Annotated in this window: 16 protein-coding genes and 2 pseudogenes; 12 read left to right on the plus strand and 6 right to left on the minus strand. The window is 62.0% G+C overall.

Annotation, left to right across the window (positions count from 1 at the left end; genetic code table 11):
- Positions 1-2: 2 nt before the first annotated feature.
- The gene (rocF, locus tag LB536_RS23275) at positions 3-935 is read right to left on the minus strand and encodes an arginase (protein WP_224596714.1); all 933 of its coding nucleotides are present in this window, start codon (positions 933-935) and stop codon (positions 3-5) included.
- 132 nt (positions 936-1,067) lie between these two features.
- Here rocF and LB536_RS23280 point away from each other — a divergent pair, with 132 nt between their 5' ends.
- Entirely contained in the window at positions 1,068-1,508 is a 441-nt protein-coding gene (locus tag LB536_RS23280; protein WP_140765945.1) for an Lrp/AsnC family transcriptional regulator, read from the plus strand.
- A gap of 291 nt (positions 1,509-1,799) precedes the next feature.
- Positions 1,800-1,880: pseudogene (locus LB536_RS31360) on the plus strand (VOC family protein); the annotation flags it as partial.
- Positions 1,881-1,940: 60 nt separating this feature from the next.
- Here the strand turns inward: LB536_RS31360 and LB536_RS23290 are convergent.
- Positions 1,941-2,660: a GntR family transcriptional regulator gene (locus LB536_RS23290; RefSeq protein ID WP_181183058.1), complete on the minus strand. Its 720-nt coding sequence runs from the start codon at positions 2,658-2,660 to the stop codon at positions 1,941-1,943.
- 202 nt (positions 2,661-2,862) lie between these two features.
- On the opposite strand from LB536_RS23290, the gene LB536_RS23295 reads away from it, so the two are divergent.
- The 10 genes from LB536_RS23295 (at position 2,863) to LB536_RS23340 (ending at position 12,211) form a co-directional block, all read left to right on the plus strand.
- Positions 2,863-3,696, plus strand: coding sequence for a substrate-binding periplasmic protein (locus LB536_RS23295; protein WP_140764373.1), 834 nt, complete (start codon positions 2,863-2,865; stop codon positions 3,694-3,696).
- A 74-nt stretch (positions 3,697-3,770) separates the two neighbouring features.
- Positions 3,771-4,550, plus strand: coding sequence for an amino acid ABC transporter ATP-binding protein (locus LB536_RS23300; RefSeq protein WP_224596763.1), 780 nt, complete (start codon positions 3,771-3,773; stop codon positions 4,548-4,550).
- 9 nt (positions 4,551-4,559) lie between these two features.
- On the plus strand, positions 4,560-5,228 hold the full coding sequence (locus tag LB536_RS23305) for an amino acid ABC transporter permease (RefSeq protein ID WP_224596716.1): 669 nt from the start codon (positions 4,560-4,562) through the stop codon (positions 5,226-5,228).
- Positions 5,229-5,238: 10 nt separating this feature from the next.
- The gene (locus LB536_RS23310; RefSeq protein ID WP_224596719.1) at positions 5,239-5,904 is read left to right on the plus strand and encodes an amino acid ABC transporter permease; all 666 of its coding nucleotides are present in this window, start codon (positions 5,239-5,241) and stop codon (positions 5,902-5,904) included.
- Positions 5,905-5,941: 37 nt separating this feature from the next.
- Positions 5,942-6,817 carry a dihydrodipicolinate synthase family protein gene (locus LB536_RS23315; protein WP_140764382.1) on the plus strand — a complete coding sequence of 292 codons (876 nt, stop codon included), beginning with the start codon at positions 5,942-5,944 and terminating at the stop codon, positions 6,815-6,817.
- 4 nt (positions 6,818-6,821) lie between these two features.
- A complete protein-coding gene (locus tag LB536_RS23320; RefSeq protein ID WP_224596722.1) occupies positions 6,822-8,075 on the plus strand; it encodes an NAD(P)/FAD-dependent oxidoreductase in 1,254 nt (417 codons plus the stop codon).
- Positions 8,076-8,123: 48 nt separating this feature from the next.
- Positions 8,124-9,599: an aldehyde dehydrogenase family protein gene (locus tag LB536_RS23325; protein ID WP_224596725.1), complete on the plus strand. Its 1,476-nt coding sequence runs from the start codon at positions 8,124-8,126 to the stop codon at positions 9,597-9,599.
- On the plus strand, positions 9,596-10,648 hold the full coding sequence (locus LB536_RS23330) for a proline racemase family protein (RefSeq protein ID WP_224596727.1): 1,053 nt from the start codon (positions 9,596-9,598) through the stop codon (positions 10,646-10,648). Before LB536_RS23325 ends, LB536_RS23330 begins: the two co-directional genes overlap by 4 nt.
- Positions 10,649-10,659: 11 nt before the next feature.
- Positions 10,660-11,427: an SDR family NAD(P)-dependent oxidoreductase gene (locus LB536_RS23335; RefSeq protein ID WP_140812969.1), complete on the plus strand. Its 768-nt coding sequence runs from the start codon at positions 10,660-10,662 to the stop codon at positions 11,425-11,427.
- Positions 11,428-11,455: 28 nt separating this feature from the next.
- Positions 11,456-12,211, plus strand: a complete 756-nt coding sequence (locus tag LB536_RS23340) for an SDR family NAD(P)-dependent oxidoreductase (RefSeq protein ID WP_140812970.1) — start codon at positions 11,456-11,458, stop codon at positions 12,209-12,211.
- A 109-nt stretch (positions 12,212-12,320) separates the two neighbouring features.
- On the opposite strand, the pseudogene LB536_RS23345 reads toward LB536_RS23340, so the two are convergent.
- The 4 genes and pseudogenes from LB536_RS23345 to LB536_RS23360 all read right to left on the minus strand — a co-directional run.
- A pseudogene (locus LB536_RS23345) lies at positions 12,321-12,470 on the minus strand (transposase); the annotation flags it as partial.
- A 276-nt stretch (positions 12,471-12,746) separates the two neighbouring features.
- Positions 12,747-13,157, minus strand: a complete 411-nt coding sequence (locus LB536_RS23350) for a bifunctional hydroxymethylpyrimidine kinase/phosphomethylpyrimidine kinase (RefSeq protein WP_224596765.1) — start codon at positions 13,155-13,157, stop codon at positions 12,747-12,749.
- 370 nt (positions 13,158-13,527) lie between these two features.
- The gene (locus LB536_RS23355; protein WP_224596729.1) at positions 13,528-14,349 is read right to left on the minus strand and encodes an ABC transporter permease; all 822 of its coding nucleotides are present in this window, start codon (positions 14,347-14,349) and stop codon (positions 13,528-13,530) included.
- 2 nt (positions 14,350-14,351) lie between these two features.
- On the minus strand, positions 14,352-15,632 hold the full coding sequence (locus tag LB536_RS23360) for an ABC transporter permease (protein WP_224596731.1): 1,281 nt from the start codon (positions 15,630-15,632) through the stop codon (positions 14,352-14,354).
- Positions 15,633-15,640 lie beyond the last annotated feature (8 nt).

Raw genomic sequence — 15,640 nt, forward strand, 5'->3', positions numbered from 1 at the left:
GGTCAGAGGCTCCCGGAATGGCTGCGGGTCGGGCGGTCCATAATGCGGCGGCCCATCAGGCTGGCGGTGAGGTCGACCATCAGGGTCGCGGTGCGGCCGCGCTCGTCGAGGAACGGGTTCAATTCGACCAGGTCGAGGCTGGAGACCAGGCCGCTGTCGGACAGCATCTCCATCACCAGATGCGCCTCGCGGAAAGTGGCGCCGCCGGGAACGGTGGTGCCGACGGCCGGCGCGATCGAAGGGTCGAGGAAATCGACATCGAGGCTGAGATGCAGGAGGCCGTTCTCATTCTCGACGCGGGCCAGGAAGGCGCGCAGCAGCGGCGCGATGCCGTACTCGTCGATGGCGCGCATGTCGTGCACGGTGACGCCGGCTTCAGTGATCGCGCGGCGCTCGGCCGGATCGACGCTGCGCAGGCCGATGGCGCAGATGCGGGCCGGGTCGACGACTTCAGGCAGATCCGGGAAATAGCCCTTGAAGCCCGCCTGCCCGCTCGCATAGGCGAGTGGCACGCCATGCAGATTGCCGCTGGTGGTGGTGTCGAGCGTGTGGAAATCGGGATGGGCGTCGAGCCACAGCACGAAGAGCGGCCGGCGGCGCTCGGCGGCGCGGCGCGCCACGCCGGAGACGGTGCCGGCGGAGATCGAGTGGTCGCCGCCAAGGAAGATCGGCATGGCGTCGCGCGAAGCCGCATAGGCGGTCTCGGCGATCGCCGCCGTCCAGGCGGAAATCTCGGACAGCGCCTTCAGCGCGAGGTTACCATGGGTCACCGGGCGGGCCACGGCCTTCTCGACCGCGCCCCAGTCCTCGACCTCATGGCCAAGATCGGCCAGCACTGAGACCAGCCCCGCCGTGCGCAGCGCGCTCGGCCCCATCTCGCATCCCATCCTGCCCGCACCGTCCTGTACCGGCGCGCCAACGATCCTGCAGCGCATGATTTCTTTCCGCCCTCGCGATTGATTGGACAATTGAACCACCGCTGCCTGGCGGTTTGAACAGGAAGAATTGGCATTTCGGCAAGAGCAATCTACCGTATTGCGCATATGACTTGATCGAAATGGACAATCATGGATGCGTTGGACGAACGGCTGGTGACGCTGCTGCGGCATGATGCGCGGCGCAGCATTTCCGATCTCGCGGTCGATCTGGGCGTCTCGCGCGCGACGGTGCGGGCGCGCATGGAGCGGCTCGAAAGATCGGGCGAGATCATCGGCTATACGGTAGTGCTGCGCGCCGATGCGGTTGACCAGCGGATGCGCGGCGTCATGATGATCGAGATCGAGGGCCATGCCGCGGATCGCGTCATCAGGGCGCTCGGCGGCTTTCCCGAGGTCTCCACCGTTCACACCACCAACGGCCGCTGGGACCTTGTGGTCGAACTCGGCACCGCCTCGCTGACCGATTTCGATGCGGTGCTGCGCCGCATCAGGCTGATCCCCGGCATTACCGGCAGCGAAACCAGCCTTCTCCTGGCCACGCCCAGGACGACGAGGGCGCGACTCACTTAGCTGCGGCGTCTATTCGGATTTGGTCTTATCCAGTGACATTTCACCCACCAAATTGGCTGCACACCGCACTGGCTCCTCCAGCCATGCACGGGCATCGGCGCAAATGACGTTCGACAGGTTCCGTGCCTTATGGAGGAGAAAATGCCATGACTTTCCATTTTCGCAAAGTCGGATTGCATAATGGTTTCTCGACTGCCGTAGGGAAGCAAGGCAGTTTCAAGCAATGCGCATGCATGACATTTCTCGGAATTCGAAGCAGGTGCGCGGCTTTAGGAGCAAAAGGTGGCACTAATGAAGATAACCGGCCTGGATCATGTGGTACTCACCGTCAGGGATATGACGGAGACCATCGATTTCTACCAGCGCGTACTTGGCATGCGCCATGTGGTGTTCAGAGGCGCATGTCATCCGCAGTGGCGGCGCCGCGAGATTTTATGCCGTTTCCCGGTAGTGCCCCAGAGACACTTCGGTCGTGTAGTTCTCCTTCATGAAGTTGATGAAGTTGTCCCTGAACTGGCGCGTGTGCGCATGCGCGAGGCTGTCGGCGCGATCGACATCCCTGGCTTTGATCGACGCCAGCATCAGATGGTGCTCATCGGTGAGGAGATAGCCTTCATGGGTTCTCTCCAGAAACTCAAAATGCATGTGGAGCATCCGCCGACCCTGATCCAGAAGCCGCTCATAGAACGAGGCCAAATAGGGATTGCGGCCGGCACGAGCGATTGCCATGTGGAATTGCTTGTTGGTTTCCGACATGACGAGATGATCGCCGGATTTCACGGCGGCCTCGAATTCCCGCTGGCGCCGCGCAATTGCCTTCAGATCGGCCTCTGTCCGCAGTTCGGCGGCCAGCCGCGTATTCATGCGTTGAGCGATATCGAGGGCCTCGACATATTTGGGGAACGTGGCGATCTCGATCGGCGCGACTATCGTGCTGCGGTTGGGCAGCGTGACCACCAATTCCTCGCCTGAGAGCCTGATCAGCGCTTCGCGCACTGGTGAGCGCGATAGACCAAATCGCTCCGACAGCGTCGTTTCATCGAGCAGGTGACCCGGGGCCATGGTCAGCGACAGGATTTCGGTCCGCAGCGTGTCGTAGACCTCTTTCCAGCCGGCGCCCTTGGCACGCTTCGTTTCGACTTCTGCGGTCAACGGAATCTCCTTTTTCGCAACCTGGACGCTACTCGCAAGATCATGCGTTGTCGACACGTTGTTTTTTCCACTTGACTTTGTCGACTGTCTGTCGACATATCTGATCCTGTCGACACTATGACGACAACAGGCAAAGTCAAGATCGGCCCGAGCCGACATCCGGAACCGCGCACCGCGTGCGCTCTACGCAAAGGGAACAACGATGCTCATGAAAATGCTCTCGTCCGCACTGCGGGCGCTGCCTGCCTTGGCACTCATGACTGGTATTTCGACAGGCGCCGCGCATGCCCAGGCTACCGAAGGCTATTGGCAAAAGGTGCAGCAGGCCGGCGTCTTGCGATGTGGCGCTGCGGTCGCCCCTCCCTACATCATGCGCGATCCGGCGAGCGGGGAATATTCCGGATTTTTTGCCGACCTGTGCCGTGAATTCGCCGACGCGCTGAAGGTCAAGCCAGAATTCGTCGACACCACCTGGGACAACATCGTCGCCGGGCTGCAGGCAGGCAAATGGGATATGTCGCTGGCCCTAAACCGCACGCCGGCCAGGGCAATGGCGGTGAACTTCTCGATTCCGGCGATGGAGTACCAGATCTCGCTGGCCTACAACAAAGACAACAGCAAGATCCCTGCAAATCCCGCTTCGATCGCCGATATCGACAAGCCAGATGTCACGCTAGCCGTGATGTCGGGAACTGCCCAGGACAAGGCCATTTCTGCCGCGGTGAAGAAGGCGCAGATCCTGCGCCTGCCGGGCAATGATGAAACCCGTCTTGCTGTTACCTCGAAGCGCGCGGACATCCTGGTCGACGCTTCCGATACCAACCAGCTGTTCACCCAGTCCAATCCGAGTTGGGCCGTGGCCTACAACCCCACGCCGGCCCTTGCCAAGCAAGGCGTGGCGTTCGGCTTGCCGCACGATCTGTCGTTCTCCGACGTCGAAGTCGTCAACATCTTCCTGGAGGAGAAAGTCGCCACGGGTGAGGTCGATGCGCTCATCCACAAGGCCGTCGATGAGGTCCTGAAGGCCGGGAACTGACAATGCGCGGGGCTGCTTTGCAATACGAGCAGCCCCACGATCCCCGGTTTGTCCGACCTCGATGGGATATTGCCATGCCTGAAACCGAGAATGCGGCTCTCGTGAGGGTCAGTGACCTGCACAAGGGCTATGGCCCGAATCTGCAGGTCCTCAAAGGCCTGAATATCGAAATGAAGGCGGGCGAGCGCCTTGTCGTCATCGGTCCGAGCGGTGGTGGAAAAAGTACATTACTGCGCGTGCTGATGGGATTGGAACGTATCGACAGCGGCTCGATCACCTTCGGCGGCAAGTCTTACATCACCTCGTCGGCGCCGGCGCACAAGACAGCAATCGACCACAAGGTTCGTCGATCGATCGGTATGGTATTTCAGCACTATACGCTGTTTCCCCACCTCAACGTTCTGCAAAACCTCATTCTTGCACCCTGCAAGGTCCGCGGTGAGACCAAGGCTGTGGCCACGGAGCGAGCGACCGCACTTTTGACGCGTTTTGGCCTGGAGCCGAAGATCGCGGCCTACCCAGCGCAGCTTTCCGGTGGCCAGAAACAGCGCGTGGCCATCGCCCGAGCCCTGATGCTTGACCCCAAGCTGATGCTGTTTGACGAAGTGACATCGGCGCTCGACCCGGAACTGGTCGGCGAGGTAGAACAAGTGATCCTGCAGCTCGCCAGGCAGAACATGCCGATGATGATCGTGACCCACGACATGTGGTTCGCCAAGAACATCGCTTCGCGCGTGCTCTTCTGCGCCGGCGGCGTCATCGTCGAGGACGGTCCACCCGAACAAGTACTCGGCTCTCCCAAGGAAGAGCGCACCAAGGACTTCATCGACCGCGTTTTCCACATCAGGCAGTAGGAGGGGGCCGTGAATTATTCCTTCGATCTGCAGGCTGTCACACGCAACCTGCCCCCCCTTTTCGACGGGTTGGTTGTGACGCTCCAGCTGACGATAGCTGCAAATCTCATCGGGCTGACGCTCGGCTTCGTGGTTGCCTTGCTGATTATGAGCCGCTGGGCAGTGATCCGGCTCCCAGCGACACTGTTTGTCGAATTCTTCCGCTGCACGCCGGCAATCGTTCAGATAGTCTGGTTTTTCTATTGCGTGCCGATGCTGTTCAACGTGTTTCTCGGCTCGATGACCATGGGAATTTTGGCCCTCGGTTTTAACCTGACCGCGTTCAACGCCGAGGCTTACAGAGCCTCGATCCAGGCAGTTCCTCGCGAGCAGATTGACGCCGGCATCGCGCTCGGTCTCAATCCCTGGCAGCGCATCCTCTACATCGTGCTGCCAACTGCATTCCGGGCATCGGTGCCCGTACTGCTGACCAACGGCATCGTCATTTTCCAGCAAAGCGCGCTGGTGGCGATCGTCGCGGTTCAAGACCTCATGTATCAGGGCAAGACGCTCGCGACCGAAACATATCGGCCGATCGAGACTTTTACCGTCGTGGCGCTGATCTATTTCGCCGTCTCGTTTCCGGTCACGCAGATCGTCGGCTATCTCGAGCGTCGACGCGAAGCGACGGCAAGCTGAGGGCCGGGCCATGAACCTCGATTTTCACGTTCTGGTGCGGTTCGAATATGCGCTCTTGCTTGGCCTGTGGACGACGCTCAACCTGACGCTGGTTTGCGTCGCTCTGGGCTGTGCACTGGGCTTTCTGCTCGGCCTGTCCAGGACATCCCCCAGCCGCCTGCTGCGCGCGGTATCCAGCGTCTATGTCGAGTTTTTTCGTGGCACGCCGGTTCTCATCCAGCTGTTCTGGATTTTCTTCTGCCTGCCGCTGCTGCTAGGCATTGAGCTCTCCAACTTTGTTTCAGGAGTCATCGCGCTCTCGCTCTATATGGGCGCGATCACGAGCGAGACGTTTCGCGCGTCCCTGAAATCGGTCGGCAAGGAGCAGATCGACGCCTGCGTGGCACTGGGGCTGCCGCGCTGGACCCAGATCACCAGCGTTGTTCTGCCCCAAGCGGTGCTGCGGGCCATCCCAACCCTGTTGTCAAACTGCATCAGCCTCTTCAAGGAAAGCGCGCTGGTCTCGGCGGTAGGCATGGCCGACCTGATGTTCGTCGGCCAGAACATTTCGAACAATACCGCGCATCCCGTCGAGGTTTTGACTGTAGTCGCCCTGATCTACTTCGTCATCGCCTTCCCGCTGACCCGCGCCGTGACGCTCATCGAGCGCCGCATTCTGACCAAACTCGCCATCTGACGCGTCCGGAAAAGGCGCTTCCTACCAGGAGACAATGATGAAACTTAGAGGTGTAATGCCAGCACTCGTCACCCCGTTTGGCGACGACGGCAAGATCGACTTCAAGCAGTACGAGAAGCTGCTGAACAAGCTTCGCAATGATGGCGTCAAGGGTTGGGTGCCGTGCGGCTCGACCGGCGAATACAACGCCATGACTTCGGATGAACGGGCGTCCGTACTGAAATTCGTGGCTGATTTCGCCAACAAGGACGAACTGCTGATCGCCGGCACAAATGCAGGATCGACCTGGGAGGTCATCGAGCACACCAGGCGCGCCCGAGACCTCGGCTACGACACGGTTCTACTGTCGGCGCCGTTCTATGCTACGCCTGCTCCGAACGAACTGATCGGCCATTATCGTTCCGTCCTCGACGCCGTCGACGTTGACATCGTCGTCTACAACTACCCGCCGAAAGTCGGAGTCGAGGTCGGGCTCGACGTGCTCGATGCCTTCGTTGACGAGCCGCGCATTCTCGGCATCAAGGAGTCCAGTGGCAACCTGCTGCGCGCCATAGACATCCGCTCGCGCTATGGCAGCCGCTACCAGGTGACCAATGGCTCCGACGACCAGACGCTCGACTTCTATCTCTGGGGCGCGACGTCGTGGATCTGCGGCCCAGCCAATTGCATGGCCAAGGCCTGCGTCGATCTGGTGAACACGATCGAAGGCGGCGACTGGCTAGGCGCGCGCGACATGATGCAGGTCATCTACGGCGCGATGTCCAGTCTCGAAACGGGGAAGTTCGTCCAGAAGGTCAAATATGGCTGCGAACTGGCCGGCACGCCTGTCGGCCTGGGCCGTAAGCCGCTGCTGGCGCTGACGGACGAGGAAAAATCCGCTTTCCGCAAGGCCATAGAACCTGTGATCGGGTAAAACGATGTCTGGCGCGGGCACAGAGCAAATCGCGGTTGTCGGCGCCGGCATCATCGGCGTGGCTATTGCCTACGAGTTGCAGCGCCGCGGCAAGAACGTGACGCTGATCGACCGCGACAAGCCCGGCCTCGGCGCATCCTTCGGCAACATGGCGAGCATCGCCGTCACCGAATTCATGCCGGCGTCGCGGCCTTCGGTGTGGGCTCAGATGCCCAAATGGCTTCTCGACCTCGAGGGGCCGGTGCGAGTGCGGCCCTCCTATCTGCCGAGGCTCACGCCATGGTTCCTGCGCTTTCTCGAAGCCAGCCGTCCGTCGCGCGTCCGCGAACTCGAGGCGGCGGGTGCCGCGCTGTGCAAGCGGGTCTACGACGACCTCCTGCCGATGCTCGATGCGGCAGGGCTTTCCGATATGCTGACGGACGAAGGCTGCCTCAGCCTCTATACCGACGAGGCCGAGTTCAAGGCCGACCGTGAACACATTGAGGTCCTCGAACGTTTCGGCTTTCCGCACGAGGTGCTCGGCGCTAATGCGCTCCGCGCTCTTGAGCCGGCGATCACGACGAAGATCGGCCGCGCGGTGCTGTTTCCGCAAAACCGCTCGGTGCGCGACCCCTACAGACTTGTCGTGTCGCTGGCTGAGCGTTTTCTTGCACTCGGCGGCCGAATGGAAACCGGCGAGGTTGCCGGCTTCGACCGTTCGGGTGACAAGCTGGAAGCCATCCGCCTCAAAGACGGGCGCCGCATTGCGATCCCGTCGGCTGTGCTGTGCGCCGGTGCCCATACCGGACGTCTGTCCAGGCTTCTGGCCGAACATATTCCGCTCGAAACCGAACGCGGCTACCACACGCAGATCATGGCACCCGGGATCTCCATGCGGCACTCCATCATCTGGCCCGCGCGCGCCTTCATGGTGACGCCAACGGCCGGCGGCATCCGGGTCGGCGGCACGGTGGAGATGGCCGGTCTCGATGCGCCGCCCGACTACAGGCGCGCCAAGGTGCTGGTGAAGCGCGGATTGGAAGCGCTGCCCGACCTGCAGGCAAACACAACGACCGAGTGGATGGGCCACCGGCCGGCGCTGCCCGATACGGTGCCGATCATCGGCCCATCAGCGAAGACAGGCGGGGTCTACTACGCCACCGGCCATGGCCATCTCGGTCTGACCTATGCCGCCACCACGGCCCGCCTCATAGCCGATCTCGCCACGGGCAAAAAACCGCCGATCGACCTTCGCCCCTATCGCGTCGACCGGTTCTAGCGGAGCCAAGCATGAGTACGCTACGCCCAACCATCAAGAGACAATCAGATGCGGACTGACCTCTATATCGACGGACAATGGTGCAAGCCCATCAAGGGCGGCACCTTCGCGGTCATCAATCCTGCCACCGAGGAGATCATCCATCATGCGCCCGCCGGCACGGCCGAAGACATCGACGCGGCAGTGACGGCCGCCCGCAGGGCCTTTGATGAAGGCCCTTGGCCGCGGCTGTCGGGCGGCGAACGCGCCAGGTATCTTCGTGCCATCGCCGATGGAATTCGGACTCGCCAGGCCGAACTGGCGCAGCTCGAAGTCATTGACAATGGCAAGCCCTTGCCCGAGGCCGACTGGGATGTGGCGGACGCCGCCGGCTGCTTCGATTTCTATGCCGGTTTGGCCGAGGGGCTGGATGCTAACGGCGCCGAGCCGATCGCGCTTGCGGATGCCCGCTTCGCGTCCAGGGCGGTGAAGGAGCCGATCGGCGTCGCCGGCGCCATTATCCCGTGGAACTACCCGTTGCTTATGGCCTCCTGGAAGGTCGCACCGGCTCTGGCAGCCGGCTGCACCATGGTGCTCAAGCCGTCCGAACTGACGCCGCTGACGGCGCTTGAGGTCGGCGCCATCGCCGATGATGTTGGGCTGCCCGCTGGCGTGCTCAACATTGTGACCGGCTTTGGAATGGATGCCGGCCAGCCCCTGATCGACCACAAGGATGTCGACAAGCTGGCCTTTACCGGCTCGGTGCCGACCGGCTCGAGGGTCATTGCGGCGGCAGCGCGTGACATCAAGAAAGTCAGTCTCGAACTTGGCGGCAAATCGCCGTTCCTGATCTTCGACGATTCCGATGTCGAAAAGGCCGTTGAATGGATTCTGTTCGGCATCTTCTGGAACCAGGGCCAGGTCTGCTCCGCGACCTCGCGCGTGCTCGTCCAGGACGGCATATATGACAGGCTTCTGCGGCGGCTCGTCGAGGAAACCCGGAAGATCAAGATCGGCGACGGGCTGGCTCCTGGAACGTTGCTCGGACCGCTTGTGTCCAAGCGTCAATACGATCAGGTGCTCAGCGCGATCGACAAAGCGCGTAGCGCCGGCGCCACGATAGCGGCCGGCGGCCAACGGGCGCCGGGGTTCAACAAGGGCTACTTTTTCGAGCCGACGATCATCATCAACGCACCGCTCGACAGCGACGCCTGGCGCCAAGAGATTTTTGGTCCGGTCGTCTGCGTACGCTCCTTCTCGACCGAAGCCGAAGCCGTCGCGCTGGCCAATGACAGCCGCTTTGGGCTGGCCGCCGCTGTCATGTCGGCCGACGACGAGCGCACCGAGCGCGTGGCGGCGGCGCTTCGCGCCGGCATCGTCTGGATAAACTGTTCGCAGCCGACTTTCACAGAAGCGCCCTGGGGTGGCTACAAGCAATCGGGCATCGGCCGCGAACTGGGGCGGTGGGGCCTGGAAAACTATCTTGAGACCAAGCAGATCACCCGGATGACTGGCAAGGACCCATGGGGCTGGTACATCAAATGAATTCTCTTTCGGCCCCCAATTGGCAACGGTCCATCGAACTGCTGCAGGTGCACTGCCAGGGCGAGATCGGCAAGGTGATCGTCGGCGGCGCGCCAGAGATTCCCGGCGCGACAATGCTCGACAAGATGAACTACATCAACAGCGTCGACGACAGCCTGCGCCGCTTCGTGACCTTTGAGCCCAGGGCCAGCGTCGCCATGTCGGTGAACCTGCTTGTCGCCCCCTGCCGGCCGGACACGGACGCCGGCTTCATCGTGCTGCAGGCCGACCGGGCGCATCCGATGTCGGGAAGTAACTGCATCTGCGTCGTGACCGCGCTGCTGGAATCCGGCCGCGTGACTATTCAGGAGCCGGAAACCGTCGTCCGGCTGGACACACCAGCCGGCTTGATCGTCGCCCACGCTCGCTGTTCGAACGGCCGCTGTCTTTCCGTCAGCCTCGACAATGTGCCGGCCTTCGTCGAGGCCCTCGACCAGACAATCGAAACGCCGCGCTGGGGGCGTCTCAAGGCCGATATCGCCTACGGCGGCGTCTACTATGCCATCGTCGATGTCGAACAGGTCGGGCTTGAAATCGCGCCACGCCACGCTCGCGCCCTTGCCGAAGCCGGCATCGAATTGAAGGCGTTGCTGGCGGAGCAAATCTCGGTGCAGCATCCCGAATTGCCCAACATCGACGAGATCGCCTATGTGATGTTTCGCGGACGCGACGACGACGGCGCGGTGCGCACCTGCAGCACGCTGAAACCCGGCCGTGTCGACCGCTCGCCATGCGGCACCGGCAGCTCTGCCAATCTGGCGGTGCTGCACGCAAGGGGCGAGCTCCAGATCGGCGATGTGCGCAAGTCGCGATCCATCATCGGTGGCGAGTTTCTCGCAGAGGCGATCGGCCTGACCATGGTCGGTGACAGGGCTGCGGTGCTACCCAGGATCACCGGTCAGGCATGGATCTATGGCCGGGAACAATTGCGCCTGGACGACGATGACCCGTTCGCCTTTGGATTTGCGCTCTCCGATAGCTGGGGACCGCAGGTCGACGAACTCGGTTGATTGGAGATTCAATGTCGTCCCACAGCAAACCTCTGAGCGGCCAGACCGTTCTTGTGACTGGTGCTTCCGGCGCCATCGGCAGCGCGATTGTCCAAGAGCTCGTGCAGGAAGGTGCCCGCCCGATCATTCACTATGGCCGGGACCAGCACGGCGCGGACATCCTCCTCAACCAGATTGGCGGGGCCGGATGGACGGTTCAGGCAGACTTGGCCTCCGCTGAGGGGCCAATAGGGTTGTGGAACCAGGCCGTCGGGCTTGCCGGCCGTGTCGACGCCATTGTGAACAATGCGGGCGTGCGCACCGAGATTTCCGTCGAGGCTGATCTCGACGACTGGCAAGCGGCCTGGCGCCGGGAGTTTCAGCTCGACTTTTTCGCCGTTACCGACCTTTGCAAGGCTGCGATCCTTCACTTTCGAGCGCATGGCGGCGGCCGCATCATCAACATGGCGAGCCGCGCCGGCCAGCGCGGCTACAGTGCCGAAGCGATGCCCTATGGCGCGGCCAAGGCGGCGCTCATCAATCTCACCAGATCGATCGCCCGCAGTTTCGGCGCCGACGGCATTGTGGCGATAGCGATCGCGCCAGGCTGGGTGCGGACGCAAATGGCTAGGGAATTCGTGTCGCGCTTTGGCGAAGCGGCGGCGGTCGCCGACATTCCAATCGGTAGGATGGCGGAGCCATCCGAAATCGCCGAGCTGGTGAGCTTTGCGCTGCGCCCCTCGCAACGCTCGCTCAGCGGCGCAACGCTCGACGTCAACGGCGCCAGCTACATCAGATGAAATGCCTTCAGGATCCAAGAGGTTTGAAATGAAGCGGTTCGAACAAAAGGTCGCCATCGTCACGGGTGGCGGTGGCGGGATCGGATCGGCGATTTCACATCGCCTCGCCGATGAAGGCGCCTTTGTCGCGGTTATCGACATGGACCTGAGCTCGGCTGGTTCCGTGGCCTCCGACATCTCCGCGAAAGGCGGCAAGGCGCGCGCAATCTGTGCCGATATTTCCAACGCGGTTGCCTGCGCCGATCTGGTTGCGGATGTCCTGCGCATCAACGGACGCATCGATATTCTTGCTAACAACGCCGGCATCAACCGGCGCGGCAACCTGCTCACTCTAACCGAAGGCGACTGGCACGCCTGCTTTGACGTCAATCTGCACTCGATGTTCTACCTCTGCCGGGCCGTGCTGCCGCACATGATCGAGCGTGGCGGTGGTGCGATCGTCAACACCGCATCACAATGGGGGCTGCATCCCGCGCCCAACCATATCGCATACAATGTGACGAAAGCCGCGGTTGCGTCCTTCACGCAGAACCTCGCCCGCGATTACGCGCCGCACAAGATCCGCGTCAACGCCGTGTGTCCGGGCGAGATCCACACGCCGATGCTGGAGGCTGGCGTGAAGCGCTCCGGCAGAACGATTGCCGACCTCGACAGGCTTGTCCCATTCGGCCGGATTGGAAAGCCAGAGGAAGTCGCAGCACTCGTTGCCTTCCTCGCGTCGGACGAAGCCCAGTTCATGTGCGGATCGCTTGTCGAGATTACTGGTGCACAGGCCGTGGCTTGAACCCTGATGCTGGTGGATGGCGACCAGCATAAAAAGATTGCCGGCATTCCGCTCCTGGATTTACGCCGTGCATGTCACGCGCAACATCCGCAACTTTGACTTTTCGATCAGCCTCTATCGACAGCTCGCGCACCCATTCGCGCAGCACATTCTCGTGGAGATCGAGGTCGCGGGCAGCCTGGGCCACCGCAACGCCCCGATCCTTGATCAATCTCACCGCCTCAATCTTGAACACGCGGCTGAACTTCCTTCTTTGCATTCCAACTCTCCAGTTCCGTTAAACACCTTATCTCGGTGTCCGAAAAACCGGCAGCAGGCCATTTCGGTGCACGCCGGATGCCTCCTGACCGTTTAGCGGATCTGACACGTCGTTGCGTCGGAAGTAAATCCTGCTCAGTTTCAGAGAGAGCTATGGCGTACTATGGCGTGCAAATCGGCGGGGTCTGCTTCGCGCCATGACAGCCGTTCAAAGGCCAAGGCCTCGCAAGACGGCGCCCGCTCATGTGGGCAGATCAACTTGCGCATAAAGCCGCCGTCACAAGGCTGCATGCTTCTCCAGTCTCTCGAATACAAAAAGCTTGCCTTTACGCGCGCTGTCTTCAAGCGGGTACGCCTTCGCCAGGTGCGCCGCAATGGCGCTGGCCAGCATGCAGCCCGTCCCGCGCATCGATGCGGCAAGGCGCGGCGTATCGAAGCGGATCGGTTCTTGATTGGAGCGCAATAGGATGTCGGTCGATCGGGGTCCCGATGCATGACCGCCCTTGATCAGCACGGCCCGTGCACCCGCGCCCAGCAATTCCTCGCCCTGCCTGACCGCGCCGCCCTCGTCGGCAGCGCGCTCTGCGCCCACAAGCAGCGCCAGTTCGATGATACGAAGGGTATGGCTGGGCGAACGACCCACTAACTGATTGTTTTTGTTGAAAAGACGGCGGCCCTCCAGGTCCACCAAAAGACCGATCTAAGTAATTGATTTGCTGCATTCTTTTGAGAGGGCCCCACAATGTGGACTCGAACCCCTCCCTCCGACCAAAACTAACCCCCCAGCGATTTTCCTCGCGATCTCAGAGCCGCCCGAGCCGATATTAGGTTGTCCGAGGGGTCGAATCGCTAAAGCGTTACCGTGTTTCCTACATTTGGAACCCTAGGTTTTCCACGACGCGACGGAAGCTTTGCGCGTCAATGTCGGCCATAGTGATCCGGTTTTCCGCTCTCCGAAAGGGGACGTTGCCTGCGATGAAGGTGGTGGTTGGCCGTTTCGAATATGACTTGAGCTAGATCCTTTGACGCCTCGACGCACCAGCGGCAGCGAATCCCGTTCAGCGGTTAAATGCCTTTCTGCCGCGCCGCGCCAACAGGTTGGCGACCACCAAGAGTATGATCGACAGCGCCATCATCAGCGTCGCGGCGGCGGTGATCGCGGGGCTCAGCTTTTCGCGCAGCCCGATGAACATTTCGAGCGGCATGGTGCGCTGGCTGGCGCTGGCCAGGAACTGCACGACGACCACCTCATCGAAGGACGTGACGAAGGCAAAGGCCGCCCCCGAAAGCACGCCGGGCAGGATCAGCGGCAGCATCACCCGGAAGAACGATGTCAGCGGTCTGGCCCCGGAAATCGCGGCGGCACGCATCAGGTTGCGGTCGAAGCCGGTGAGGCTCGCGCCCACCGTCACCACCACGAAGGGGCTGGCAAGCGCGGTATGCGCCAGGATGATGCCGGCATAGGTGCTGGCCAGACCGACGCGGGCGTAAAACAGATACGAGCCGACGGCGGTGATCACCACCGGCACGATCAGCGGCGACAAAAGCAGCGGCATGATGATGCGGCGCCCCGGGAATTTCTCGTCGGAAAGCGCGATCGCCGTCAGCGTGCCGAGCGTCGTTGCGATCAGCGTCGTGCCGAATGCGACGATCAGGCTGTTGCCGATCGCCGACTGCCAGCGCTGCGTGCCGAGCACCACCTCGTACCAGCGCGTCGAGAGGCCTTCGAGCGGGAAGATGAAGAAAGCGCCGCTGTTGAACGAGAGCGGCACCGGGATGAGGATCGGCACCAGAAGGAACAGCATCACCAGCCCGCACCACAGCCAGAGCAGGGTGATGCGGATGCGTTCGCCGGTGGTGGGGTAGGGGGAGAGCAGCATGGCTATACCAGCTTCAGGCGATCAAGGCCCAGGATGCGGGCGAAGATGCCGAACAGCGCCAGCGTGAACACCAGCAATATGAAGCTCAGCGCCGCCGCCATCTCCCAGTTCAACTCGACGTTGACATAGTTGGCGATGAAGTTGCTGATCAGCTGGTCGCTCGCGCCGCCGATCAATGCCGGCGTGATGTAGTAGCCGAGGCAGAGGATAAAGGTCAGCAGGCAGCCGGCCATCACGCCCGGGAAGACCTGCGGAATGTAAATGCGGCGGAAAGCGGTGAACGGCCTGGCGCCGAGCGAATAGGCGGCTTTCATCTGCGAGGGCGGAATGGTGCGCATGACGCTGTAGATCGGCAGCAATGTGAACGGGAGCTGGATATGCGTCATGGCGATGATGAGCCCTATGCGGCTGTACATCAGGTCGAGCCGGTCGCTGACGATGCCGATAAACAACAGGAAGTCGTTGACCAGCCCGAACTTCTGCAGCAGCACCGTCCAGGCGGCGGTGCGCACCAGGATAGAGGTCCAGAACGGCAGCAGCACCGCGACGATCAGGATCGCCGCCAAGCCCTTCGGCACGTTGGCTATGAGATAAGCGAGCGGGAATCCGAGGATCAACGTTGCCAGCGTCACAGATGCCGCGACGAAGAAGGTGCGCAGGAACACCTGGATAAAGATCGCCTGCTCCGGTGGTACGCGTTCGATGCCGCCATCGGCGTTCCAGCGCAAATCCAGCGCGCTGAGCAGGTAGAAGGAGGTCAAGCTGTGCGTGCCGCTCTGGATCGCCGGCCAGGTCGCCGGCGCCGACCAAAACGGCACCGACTTCAGGGCATCGAGCGCGGCCTGGCCGTCGGCGCTTTCGAGCTTGCGCACCGTCTTCAGCACCTGGCTGCGCGCGCCCGGCAGGCGGGCGTTCAGGCTCTTGGCCAGTTCGTAGGCCGTGCCCTTGGCCTTGGTGTCCTTGAGGTCCGTCGCGAGCGCTGCAAAGGTATCGTCGCCCGGCAGGCCCTGGCCGTTCCAGCCGGCCAGGGCCGTGGTCGTCTTGGGCAAAGCATCTGCAATGGTCGGATCGTAGACCGCGCGCGACAATAGCAGCACGATCGGGATGCCGAAGCTCAGTGCCAGAAGCACAAGCAGCGGCGCCGCCAGCGCCAGCGAGCGCAGCCGGTCGCCGAATTCGGCGCGGCGGAGCGCCGCCGACACGGATTTGAGATCCGCGTCGGCGGCAGACCGGTCGCGGGCCAGCGTCGGCCGGTCGAGTTCGCTGGGCTGGAGCGCCGACATCCTTGCCC

The sequence above is a fragment of the Mesorhizobium sp. ES1-3 genome (assembly GCF_020164795.1).
Classification (GTDB): Bacteria; Pseudomonadota; Alphaproteobacteria; order Rhizobiales; family Rhizobiaceae; genus Mesorhizobium.

Coding starts and splice junctions, on each gene's coding strand:
- LB536_RS23310 (WP_224596719.1), top strand. CDS start 5,239: ATGAACCTCGATTTTCACGTTCTGGTGCGGTTCGAATATGCGCTCTTG.
- LB536_RS23355 (WP_224596729.1), bottom strand. CDS start 14,349: ATGCTGCTCTCCCCCTACCCCACCACCGGCGAACGCATCCGCATCACC.
- LB536_RS23335 (WP_140812969.1), top strand. CDS start 10,660: ATGTCGTCCCACAGCAAACCTCTGAGCGGCCAGACCGTTCTTGTGACT.
- LB536_RS23315 (WP_140764382.1), top strand. CDS start 5,942: ATGAAACTTAGAGGTGTAATGCCAGCACTCGTCACCCCGTTTGGCGAC.
- LB536_RS23325 (WP_224596725.1), top strand. CDS start 8,124: ATGCGGACTGACCTCTATATCGACGGACAATGGTGCAAGCCCATCAAG.
- LB536_RS23340 (WP_140812970.1), top strand. CDS start 11,456: ATGAAGCGGTTCGAACAAAAGGTCGCCATCGTCACGGGTGGCGGTGGC.
- LB536_RS23280 (WP_140765945.1), top strand. CDS start 1,068: ATGGATGCGTTGGACGAACGGCTGGTGACGCTGCTGCGGCATGATGCG.
- LB536_RS23300 (WP_224596763.1), top strand. CDS start 3,771: ATGCCTGAAACCGAGAATGCGGCTCTCGTGAGGGTCAGTGACCTGCAC.
- LB536_RS23295 (WP_140764373.1), top strand. CDS start 2,863: ATGCTCATGAAAATGCTCTCGTCCGCACTGCGGGCGCTGCCTGCCTTG.
- LB536_RS23320 (WP_224596722.1), top strand. CDS start 6,822: ATGTCTGGCGCGGGCACAGAGCAAATCGCGGTTGTCGGCGCCGGCATC.
- rocF (WP_224596714.1), bottom strand. CDS start 935: ATGCGCTGCAGGATCGTTGGCGCGCCGGTACAGGACGGTGCGGGCAGG.
- LB536_RS23360 (WP_224596731.1), bottom strand. CDS start 15,632: ATGTCGGCGCTCCAGCCCAGCGAACTCGACCGGCCGACGCTGGCCCGC.
- LB536_RS23330 (WP_224596727.1), top strand. CDS start 9,596: ATGAATTCTCTTTCGGCCCCCAATTGGCAACGGTCCATCGAACTGCTG.